The 11,150-nt window shown below is 42.1% G+C and carries 7 protein-coding genes and 4 pseudogenes; 3 read left to right on the top strand and 8 right to left on the bottom strand.

Annotation, left to right across the window (positions count from 1 at the left end; genetic code table 11):
• The 3 genes from SU60_RS04445 to SU60_RS04435 form a co-directional block, all read left to right on the top strand.
• Positions 1–472: hypothetical protein (locus tag SU60_RS04445; protein WP_041154506.1), on the top strand; the 472-nt coding region annotated here is incomplete at its 5' end.
• Positions 473–606: 134 nt separating this feature from the next.
• Positions 607–1,266 carry a hypothetical protein gene (locus tag SU60_RS04440; RefSeq protein WP_041154505.1) on the top strand — a complete coding sequence of 220 codons (660 nt, stop codon included), beginning with the start codon at positions 607–609 and terminating at the stop codon, positions 1,264–1,266.
• A gap of 31 nt (positions 1,267–1,297) precedes the next feature.
• Positions 1,298–1,750, top strand: coding sequence for a hypothetical protein (locus SU60_RS04435; protein WP_041154504.1), 453 nt, complete (start codon positions 1,298–1,300; stop codon positions 1,748–1,750).
• 365 nt (positions 1,751–2,115) lie between these two features.
• On the opposite strand, the gene SU60_RS04430 is transcribed toward SU60_RS04435, so the two are convergent.
• From SU60_RS04430 to SU60_RS04400, 8 genes and pseudogenes are all read right to left on the bottom strand, one after another.
• Positions 2,116–2,505 (bottom strand): universal stress protein, encoded by a 390-nt coding sequence (locus SU60_RS04430; RefSeq protein WP_041154503.1) that lies wholly within the window; start codon positions 2,503–2,505, stop codon positions 2,116–2,118.
• A gap of 805 nt (positions 2,506–3,310) precedes the next feature.
• A pseudogene (locus SU60_RS21215) lies at positions 3,311–3,468 on the bottom strand (YoaH family protein).
• A 60-nt stretch (positions 3,469–3,528) separates the two neighbouring features.
• Positions 3,529–4,650 carry a conjugal transfer protein TraF gene (locus tag SU60_RS04425; RefSeq protein ID WP_041154502.1) on the bottom strand — a complete coding sequence of 374 codons (1,122 nt, stop codon included), beginning with the start codon at positions 4,648–4,650 and terminating at the stop codon, positions 3,529–3,531.
• A 103-nt stretch (positions 4,651–4,753) separates the two neighbouring features.
• Entirely contained in the window at positions 4,754–5,635 is an 882-nt protein-coding gene (locus tag SU60_RS04420; protein WP_084735598.1) for a DUF2861 family protein, read from the bottom strand.
• Between the two features lie 6 nt (positions 5,636–5,641).
• A complete protein-coding gene (vxrB, locus tag SU60_RS04415) occupies positions 5,642–6,304 on the bottom strand; it encodes a response regulator transcription factor VxrB (protein WP_041154500.1) in 663 nt (220 codons plus the stop codon).
• Positions 6,279–7,699, bottom strand: a pseudogene (gene vxrA / locus SU60_RS04410) (sensor histidine kinase VxrA). The gene vxrB and the pseudogene vxrA overlap by 26 nt, the downstream one beginning before the upstream one ends.
• A gap of 259 nt (positions 7,700–7,958) precedes the next feature.
• Positions 7,959–9,334: pseudogene (pntB, locus tag SU60_RS04405) on the bottom strand (Re/Si-specific NAD(P)(+) transhydrogenase subunit beta).
• Between the two features lie 9 nt (positions 9,335–9,343).
• Positions 9,344–10,899 (bottom strand): annotated as a pseudogene (locus SU60_RS04400) (Re/Si-specific NAD(P)(+) transhydrogenase subunit alpha).
• Positions 10,900–11,150: the final 251 nt, after the last annotated feature.

Here is an 11,150-nt window from a genome sequence, read left to right as displayed (position 1 = left end):
CATATCGTTTAAGGCTTATACGTACGCAAAGGAAAAAGATAAGCCGAAGGTTGAGGTAGACATGAACTATTGCTTTGTGAGTGTTCCTAGTGGTAAAGGTTTAGCTTTAGCCTTAAATGTTAAAAATATTGGTTTGAGACAAGTAACAATCAGCTCATATGGATGGAAATATACACTCCCTAGATCTCTACCAGTTTCCATTGCTACCTTTCATATGCAAAATGAACTAAACGCGTTATCATCCCCTTTGCCAGTCAAGTTAGAAGGAGGTGAAAAAGCAGTTTTTCTTAATAAATATGATGTTTTGAGTAGTGGAGGCTTCTTAAATGATCATAATAAATTTCAAGCATGGCTTGCTGTACAAAGAATGAAAGTCCGAATTGATTGCACAACTTTTGAATATGAAACTCCATTATCTAAACCACAAAAACGAGATCTGTGGAGAGCTTACTTGGAAGCAAAAAAAATATAACAAATTGTTCAAGAGTGATTCGGCACGCGTGGCATTTTTACTATGCGTTGGTTTTAGTGGTTAAGGTGTTATGCGGGAGCATTGGTGTTGCGTGCCTCACACCTTAACAAAGCGTTATGTGCATAGGAGGGTACTTGCAAAATAAATATGAAAAATTGAACCTTTCAGTTAATATTATTTCTATGCTTTTCATAGGATTAGCATCTGTTTTAGTTTCTTATGCATCAATGAAAGTAGCAGAAAATCAAAATAAAATTGCTTCAACAGAATATCAGCCATTTTTCTATGTTTCTTATGACTACGAAATGAAGAACCAACGACTGGTTCAAAAGAGTATCAATGTTTACAACATTGGAGCTCCTATTGCTAATGCTAGGGTTCAAATCAAAGAGTTCCTTGCTGTAAAACAAATGAGGAATGGGAAAGATGTTAAGGATATCTTTCCCATTGTTGGGTACTATTTTGTTCGGAACCCGACGGGTCAACCTAAAGGTAAATTACTCACTGCTTGGGCTCATGAGAATGTGAGGTTTGAGTCCTTGTTATATGACTCAGTATCAACGAAAGAGTTTCAAGAAGAATTTGGTTACACGGGACTGGAAATTGTAGCGGCAATTAAAATTGAGTATCAAAATCGCTTAGGGCTATCCGAAACGCAATATTTCTTGAACGACCAGTTAGTTGATTCTAAGGAGTATCAGTTATTTGTTTCTAGTCCGGCTGACAGTTTTTCAAAAGACATATCAAAACTCAGTGTTAGTGAGTTATTACGTAATCTTTCAGTGCGCACATAACAAACAGCTAAAGTGGGATTCAAGAGGTAATATGGCGGATATAGCAGTAATTAGCGCAGCTCTCGGCAGTATAAAAACTGCGCATGAACTAGCAAAAGTGATTAAGACCAGTAGTGAGAGCTTAGAAAAGGCAGAAGTAAAATTCCAACTGGCAGAATTAATCTCTGCATTAGCTGAAACGAAGATGGAGTTAGCCGAAATCCAATCCACAATTATCCAAAAAGATGAACAAATCAAAGAGCTTCAATCCCAACTTAGTGAGCGTGGCAAACTTAAATATGAAGCACCTTATTATTGGCGTGTCGATGGTAATACGAAAGACGGACCATTTTGCCAAAAATGTAGGGATGTTGATAACCTACTCGTAAGGTTGCAATCTACCAGAACGCTAGGCTACTGGAGCTGCAAGAGCTGTGGCAAAGATTATATGGATAGTAACTACAAGCCTGTTAAACGTAGACGTACTTCTTCCGGTTTGTATTAGGTGTCAAAAATCCCATACATGCGTTTAAGGTTTAAAGATACTTTTTCTCATCTGAAAAGCCGAACCCCATCGCTAGTAAGGTTCGGCTTTGTTTTGGCTTCGATTTTGGAAAGAAAAATGTCAATTTTACGGTGAAGCCCGTCGAGGTCAATCGACACGCTCACGGTATCGACTCCCTACTCGCTGTGTAAATCGTCATTAGTGGCGTTTCGACGTTGTTCGAAGTTATTCGCGTCATGTTTCATCGTTTCTTTGGCGGTGCAAAGCGGTGAATAATGTTACTTACTGGTCTACATCGATGATGCGACTGACCATCCCATGAAACTCAGATTTAAAGCCAAACAACAACGTTCGGCTTTCACCTATTAATCAGCAAGATATACGATCAAAAGATCGGCTTCAACAGCGTTGGCGACTTTGGGAATTGATGAAAATATGCGGCTCAACAAGCTATGGTGATGGCCACAAACGACCAGATCTATTTCTTGTTCCTTAACTAGACCAGACAGTTTCATATGCAGATCCCCTATTACGATTTGGCAATCAGAAACCGGATAATCAGCTTGGTCAGCTAGTAATTGCAGTCTTTGGGATAGTTTTTGTTCGACTTCATGCTCGAGAACGACGCTATCAACATCCACATAGACAAATGAGAGTTTACAGTTTGAGTCTTTTGCTTGAGCAATCGCTTTATTAATGACAACTTGACTGGCTTCGGATAAATCAACCGCGACTAATATATGCTTGTAGCTCATTACATGTCTCCAATTCGTTTTCAGATACTTCCCACAAATAAGTCTAGTCTACCGAGAACAATTACGTTGATTTTCAAGTAAAAAAGTTGCTTTAACTTTGGCATTTTCCTGCCTAACGCTTCGATACGAAGCCTCAAAGTGTGTATTCATCCCTCACGAACGTCACACTGTCACTTGTGCTATTGCCAATGACCAGTACGGTTTTGGTGGTTATGGGTAACGCTAGCTCAATGAAAACCACCACCTTAATGCACCGCAAATTTCTGACCACTTGCTAAAAGCGTCAAGTCTGAATCGACTGGCGACTATTTGGGCTATCTCATTAGTCATGTCTAACTGTACTTGTTAGTTGTATGCCAGCACTTACTGTCTTTGAAGCCTAGTAATTTAGTTAGGTTATAATCTAAAAAAAAATGTGACACTGTATCTTTTATCAAAATTCAGCATATTACACTGCCTGAAATTCACATTAAAACTCACCCTGTAATTTAATTACATGCAAAAGTGTATGCAGGGGGCTTTCAGCATTAAAATCCAAATTAACACATTGTAAATAAAGAGATTTTTCCGGTCTAGGGTCTGTTGTCGCTTAATTTGTGGGTGGATGCTTTAAAAGCAAAAAATCATATTAGTAAAATTTTACCGATAAGGTTGCGCTAAAAACTATCGTCGCTCCCCAACCAAAAACCATAATGATTGTGACGGGGTAACGCATTTAAGTTTAGGTTAACAAGTTTGGCGTGGCTGGAGATTTTGTGGAGGGCATAAAAAAAGCAGGTGTCCCCTGCTCTTTGAATCGGTTGTTTTAATTATCTTGTTGTTTAGCAGCGTACTCAGCACGAATTTTCTCAGCCACAATTTTGATGCTTCTGCGGTACTCGTTCCTTTCGCCATCAACTCTTGAATTTGCTCTACGGCTTGTTGTTGCTCTTGATGTGATAGAGGCGGTAAATCGTCAAACATAAAAAAGCTCCTCTGAATGAGGAGCTGACTATAACGATTCACTTAATATGTAGCAAGGAATTAGTAGGTAGCAAGGAAATTAATGGAAGCGCCCATCGCGTTTTCATTCGTATATCGCGCTGCAATATCAAGCTCGATCAAGTTGAGCGGTGATAACCCAATACCTGCGGTAATGGTGCCATCATCATCACTACGCGATAGGTTTTTCATGTAACCAGCTCGCAGTGCCATTTGCCTTAAGATGTCCAGTTCAACCCCTGCTCTCAGCATCTGGGTGTTGTCATCAAAATCAGAGAAGCGTTTTTCTTCATTTAAGTCGTAATCAACACTCACCGTAAAGTAATCAGCTACGATACCTGCACCTACGGTGTAGACTGGTCTCATACTGTATTTATAAGATTGGATATTGTTGGTGTTGTATTGAAACGCTTTTGTTTCTACGTCTCTGCCGATCAAGTTTTTGGCTGAAATACCAAGTCTGTATTGACCAAAAAACCAAAGGGCACCGGCATCAAGGTTAAACATTGTTTCTGCGGTTTCATTCTCTCTGAGGTCTTTCGTATCAAAATTGTTAAGACTCGTTGCGTAAGAATAGGTGTATATGCGCTGAAGTTTAGGTGTAATACCAAACGATAAATGTTGGTTCAGATAATTGGTATATTTGGCTAATGATACCCCAGCCTCCGCGACACCAATACTCACACCTTGAACATAGCTGTCATTGCGCGGGTCCATACCCGTTGTGTTTATCGTTGGTTGTACAAATGATTCGGTATATAGTTTTCCATACGCAGTTGCAGACAAAAACTTGTTTGGGATACCAATTGCGATCACGCCCCCAAGATTAAAGTCCGCTTTCTTGTTATTAATCTCATTTAACGAATTTATAATTTCCGTGCTATCCGTCAGTTTGCTGATACGGTCTATTTCATCAATGAGATCGTACTGGTCGTCGTAATTGAAACCAAAACTTGGAACTATCATTCCTGCGTCATCATTGCGACGATAAATCGCGGTTAGCGCAGGGTTAAAGAAAGGGGCAGTAAGATATGATGCAGACACCGTACCTACACCACCCATCGCATCACTGCGAGCTTCAATTGCGTAGGTCGCGGCAAATGCAACGTTGGTAATAAGGGCTGCTGTAACCGAGGTGGCAATAACTTTAAATGGAATGTTCATAGTACACTTGCAATGTTGTTCGTCCTAAGACTTATATCGGCACAAACGTACTTTCTTTAGCTATTTATAGTTCTTTTCCTTGAGTTATTTATCACTTCTTTCACTATTCATCTTGAGAGAAATCATAAGTACGGCTAATTGTCTGAGCTTGCTCAACAATAATATCTCCCTGCCAACGTCGACTATTGATACTTACCGCAAGAACGTAACGGTCGTTTGGAACATCAGCGAGTTCAAGCGAACTTGGATAGTTAGACTCGTAGGTTTTTTTCCAAATCTGTTCATATTGCCCTTCTATGTAATCGTAGAGCCCGACTTCCAATTGAGGTAAAGGACAGTGAGGATTTCTGAGCGCGCTTTTTTCTACTTTCCAGTCTTCTTTCGATGTCCACCTTACATATTGGGCTGAATTAGAGTCACCTAAAATAACCCATGTTGCGTAGGTTTTTTTGTTTTTGGCTGTAATAGATAAATGATACAAGCCCGCTTCAAGACGGCCTGTTAAATTGTAACGTTTTAAATAGCTTCGTTCGTTTGCGATCTCGGCACTTTCAGTGTGTGGTTCCACATTTAATGAACTGTCTGCTGAGATTGTGTCGTCGACCCAACGATGAAACGTGATATCTTCGATATCTGTTGTTGCTCTTAGTCTCACCACTAAACGAAACGTATCACGACCTGGGCTTTGAATCGTTTGACGAATAACGTTGATGCCACTAATCCAGTCAGGCAAAGTCACATCTGTTAGCGCTTTGCCACAATCTTTTGAAAGAGATTGTGCTAACAGTTTATTCAAATGTGGAGTAAGGTTTTTTGTCGGTTCGCTTTGCCATAATTCAACTAACGAATTAAACATACCAGCAAGATCATCTTCTAATAAATGCTGATGTGCTTGTGTGAGCGGCGTGTTAGTTTGAAACCAGTCCTCTGCAAGGACTGGTTTTACTAGTGCTAGTGACAGAGCAACAGAAATAAGTGCTTTCATTATGCTCTAAGCTTTCATCTTGTATCCAACACCACGCAGTGTTTCTATCTCAAGCCCTGGTAGTTTTTGGCGAAGTTGGAGCACATGTGTATCGACTGTGCGGGTGGTTGGGAAGTGATTATAACCCCATACGTGATCAAGTAATTCATCACGTGTGAATACTCGTCCAAGGTTTGATGCCAAAAACAGCAGCAAATCAAACTCTGTACGTGTTAACGTAATAAATTCATCTTTATATTTTACTTCACGCGTCGCACGGTCAATTTCCAAGTCTTTTGTTAGTACTTTATCGGTACTTTCCTGTTCAGAGGCGTCAGGAGCACGCAATTGAGCTCGAATACGGGCAAACAGTTCCGCTTCAGCGAAAGGTTTAGTCAAATAATCGTTCGCCCCAGAATCCAATCCCGCAACTTTATCTTTTACTGTTACTAGCGCTGTTAACAAGATAACAGGTACATCTTTAATTTTTTTCCATTCTGCAAGGCTTTGAACAGAATCACCATCTGGCAGTTGGCGATCTAGAATCACTAAGTCCGCTTTTTTCCATTGCGGTTCAACGTCTGCAATACGCTCGACATGTAAACACTCATATCCTGCTTGTTCCAGGCTCACTAACAGGCCATCAGCCAAGTTTTTATCGTCCTCAACGAGAAGCAGTGTCTGTTTCACAAGGTATCTCCAATATAAAGGTTGTCGGTGGTCCCATCAGGGAAAGTTTGCCGCCCATGCGCCCCACCATAGATTCAACAATGGTTAATCCAAGTCCCAATCCGCTTTTACTTACGAATGGTTTTCTCAAGTTTGCCCAATCTTTAGACGTCAGGTTGCCAGAATCTCGGACTTGGAAGATGATTTTTCCTACACTGGTTTGTATGTTCAACTCAACTGGTGGTTCACCATATTTCAGTGCATTTCGAAGTAAGTTGTCAATACATGTACCGAGCCAGTACACATTAACTTTAGCAGCCACATCTTCATTTATGTTGAGGTGGACTTCATTTTCGAATTCTTCTTCAATTTTATATTCTAACCATTCTGCAACCGATGGTACCCAGTCTGTTGCAAGCATTTGGTTATCAGATTGCAAATAATCCTTGCTTGCCTCCGCAAGTTGACGTAACCGTCTTGTATCTTCGCATAATCTTCTAAATTCGTCATACACACTTTCAGGTAAATGCTCAAACTCTCGACGAAACCCTTCAACGGTCATTGAAAGTGAAGCGATCGGAGTTCTTAGTTCATGAGTTAATATCTGCAAAACGAGCATGCGGCTGCGTAATTCTTCACGTTTGCTATTCCAACGATACACCGCCCAACCAATCACTAATAAGATGTTCGCTATTACCAGTATGATCATGCTGATACGTAGAATTTGTGAGTGATCTTCTACGTCCCAACAAATGTTGCCGCGCTTTACAAAACAACTCTGACTTTGTGCTGCTAGCGTATATGAGAGCCCTGCTGTTTCGACATTTTTATGCCAAATATCTTTTGAAAAAACAAAGTAACGATCACCACGACGTAACCAGATTTCGTCCTCTTCAATAAACATGCTCGCCCCAGCGATTAGCGCGTTAATCGCATCATCTGTCATGTTTTGTAAACTAGCGAGAAGCTCGTCTCCATCGACGTTATCACGCTCTTTGATGTGCATATATTGAGAGAGTTTAGACTTAAGATCCGGATATTTTGCAACATAACGAGCCGCGTAAGTGCCACCGCCGGGGTGGATCAATCCACTCCGAGAAAACCAACGTGAGGTCAGTTGGGTTCCTTTACAAATTGCACGTGTAAACACTAAAGGCTCAGTAATCAAGGGGCTGAGTGGCAGTTTTCCCCGACATGTTAGTGCAAGACTGTACAGCTGTTGAATGTCTTTCAGTGGGTAGTCTGATGTTTGTGGCAGCAGCGAGTCCGGTGCAAGCAACTTTGTAGGGTAATTTGATTGCAGAATGCGAATATCGTACGACTTAAGAGCCGATTCATAATTAAATAGCTCAGTAAACGTATCTATCTTTCTGGTAGCGAATCGGCAAACGCAGTTGCTGAAAAAAGCGACAGCATCGATGCGAAAGCAAGCAAAATCTGTTTAATCAAACTCTTACCGTTACTTGTGATATTAAATGAGACTATACCTCATTCAACAAACAAATAACATCCGTCCGTTTTAGGATTTGCATTACTATTACATTGATGATTTCGAAACGATGAGCATGCACTGAGAGCAAAACCCGCAATACTAACAAACGCAATACAAACGTGAAGGGATTACAAAAAAGGCCAGCGATTGGCTGACCTTTTATAATTTTAAATCAAAAGCTTATTACAACGCTTTATAGATGCTCTCGACACTTTCTTTCGCATCGCCAAATAGCATTGAGGTGTTTTCTTTAAAGAACAATGGGTTCTGAACGCCAGCATATCCCGTATTCATTGAGCGCTTGAATACAATAACATTTTTCGCGTTCCAAACTTCCAATACAGGCATACCTGCAATTGGGCTGTTTGGATCTTCAAGTGCCGCTGGGTTTACGGTGTCGTTTGCACCGATAACAAGAACCGTGTCGGTTTCTGAGAAATCATCGTTGATCTCATCCATTTCCAAAACGATGTCATAAGGCACTTTTGCTTCCGCGAGCAATACATTCATATGGCCAGGCAAGCGCCCTGCTACTGGGTGGATACCAAAGCGAACTTCGATACCTTGAGCACGGAGTGCATCAGTGATTTCATGGACTGGGTATTGTGCTTGCGCTACTGCCATACCGTATCCTGGAGTGATTATCACCGATTTAGAGTTCTTCAGCATTTCTGCCACTTCTTCCGCCGTAGTTTCACGGTGCTCCCCCTGCTCTTCATTACTTGAGATCACCACTTCTTGACCAAAGCCACCGGCAATAACACTAATGAACGAACGGTTCATTGCTTTACACATGATGTAAGACAGAATGGCACCTGAAGAACCCACCAACGCACCTGTTACGATTAACAGATCGTTTGCGAGCATGAAACCTGCCGCTGCCGCCGCCCAACCAGAGTACGAGTTAAGCATTGAAACAACTACTGGCATATCCGCACCACCGATGGATGCCACGAGGTGGTAGCCGAAAGCAAATGCAATCAACGTCATTACAATCAGAGCGAACATGCTGCCGTCTGCTTTAACGAAATAAATCATTAGAAGCGTAGAAACAACAATCGCTGCCAGGTTCATTTTGTGTTTATGAGGAAGGTTAAGCGGAGAGGATGAAATCACGCCACGCAGTTTTCCAAATGCAACGATAGAGCCCGTGAAGGTTACAGCACCGATAAACACACCAAGGAAAACTTCCACAAGGTGAATAACGTGCTCGGCGTGAGTCGCAGCTTGAGGAGCGTCTAGATAGCTATTGTAACCAACCAGAACCGCAGCCAGACCAACAAAACTGTGTAGAATGGCAACCAGTTCAGGCATCTCGGTCATTTCTACTTTCTTAGCGTAGAAAATACCGATCGCGCCACCGACCGCCATCGCAACAATGATCCAGCCAAAGCCTTGAGCATCCGGCTAAAGATCGTCGCGATCAGCGCGATCGCCATACCCGCGATACCGTAGTAGTTACCATTACGCGCAGACTCTTGTTTAGACAGCCCAGCTAAACTCTTAATGAAAAATAATGCAGCTACAATGTAAGCTGCTTGTACTAATCCTGCAGACATCGTAACCCCTTATTTATCTTTACGGAACATTTCAAGCATACGCTTGGTGACGGTGAAACCACCGAAGATGTTGATACTCGCAATCAACACAGCGATAAAGGACAGGAATGAAACCACACCATTACCTTGCCCTATTTGTAATAATGCGCCCACAACAATAATTCCTGAGATGGCGTTAGTAACCGACATCAACGGTGTATGCAGTGCATGGGTTACGTTCCAAACGACATAGTAACCAACGACACAAGCTAGAACGAATACCGTAAAGTGGGTCAGGAATGCTGCAGGTGCCACAGAGGCAATCCAAGCAAAAGCACCAACACCGATGACCAAAGCTGCAAGCTTTTTGGTTGGCGAAGTCGGCTCTTCAACTTTTGGCTCTTTTTTAGGCGCAGGCTCTTGTTTAGCCTGAGGTTGAGCAGACACTTGAATTGGTGGTGCAGGCCAAGTGATTTCACCTTCTTTCACGACGGTAACGCCACGTAAAACCACATCTTCAAAGTCAATATTGATGTTGCCATCTTTCTCTTTGCATAGAAGTTTTAGAAGGTTAACAAGGTTTGTTGCATAGAGTTGAGAAGATTGAGTTGGCAAACGACCGACCATGTCAGTGTAGCGACGATTTTCACACCATTTTTAGTTGTAATAACTTGATCTTTCACGGTGTATTCACAGTTACCACCGTTAGCAGCAGCCAAGTCAACAATCACACTGCCCGCTTTCATGCTGTCGACCATTTCTTTGGTGATCAATGTCGGAGCTGGTTTACCTGGGATCAATGCTGTTGTCACAATGATATCAACGTCTTTTGCTTGCTCAGCATAAAGCTCAGCCGCTTTCTTGTTGAAATCATCTGACATTTCTTTCGCGTAACCATCACCTGAGCCTGAGTCTTCTTGGAAATCCACTGTTAGGAATTCTGCCCCCATCGACTCAACTTGCTCTTTTACTTCCGGACGTACGTCAAATGCACGAACGATTGCACCTAAACTGCCCGCAGCGCCAATTGCCGCTAGACCAGCAACACCAGCGCCAGCGACAAGTACTTTAGCTGGTGGAACTTTACCAGCAGCGGTAATTTGGCCGGTAAAGAAACGCCCGAATTCGTGAGCCGCTTCCACTACAGCACGGTAACCTGCGATATTGGCCATCGAAGACAGTGCATCCAATGCTTGAGCACGTGAAATTCGTGGGACAGAATCCATTGCAAGTACGTTAATATTTTTGCTTGAAAGCTGCTTCATCAACTCTTCATTTTGCGCTGGCCAGATAAAACTAATTAGCGTCGCGCCATCTTGTAGCAATGCAATTTCGTCAATGCCCTTCTCTTCATCCACGTGTGGTGCATTTACTTTCAGGATCAGGCCTGATAACCAGACTTCTTCACTAGAAACGACCTTCGCACCTGCTGCTTCATAAGCGGCATCATCGAAACTCGCTAGCACCCCAGCGTGAGTTTCGATGGCGACATCGAAACCCAACTTAATCAACTGCTCAACCGATTTTGGTGATGCAGCCACTCGCGTTTCTCCCGCAAGTATCTCTCTAGGTACACCGATTTGCAAAACGCATACTCCTTGTATACATATCTATAATTAGTCCCAAATAAGCGTAAAGCGTAAACCCTTGACGCTCACTCTTCTATTTTTATCTGGTCAACACTCAAGGTGAGTGAAAACATCTGTCGACGGCGCTTGGGACCACCTACTTAACATTGACACCTTTGACATACCGTGCCTCTTGTTATTCTGTTTTAATCTAACGAGCACTTCGAACACAAGTTTTTTGTCATATAAATACTAACTTTCATTACTTA

Source organism: Vibrio mytili (assembly GCF_000830505.1).
GTDB classification, from domain to species: Bacteria; Pseudomonadota; Gammaproteobacteria; order Enterobacterales; family Vibrionaceae; genus Vibrio; species Vibrio mytili.
This window is presented reverse-complemented; position numbering and strand designations above follow the sequence as displayed.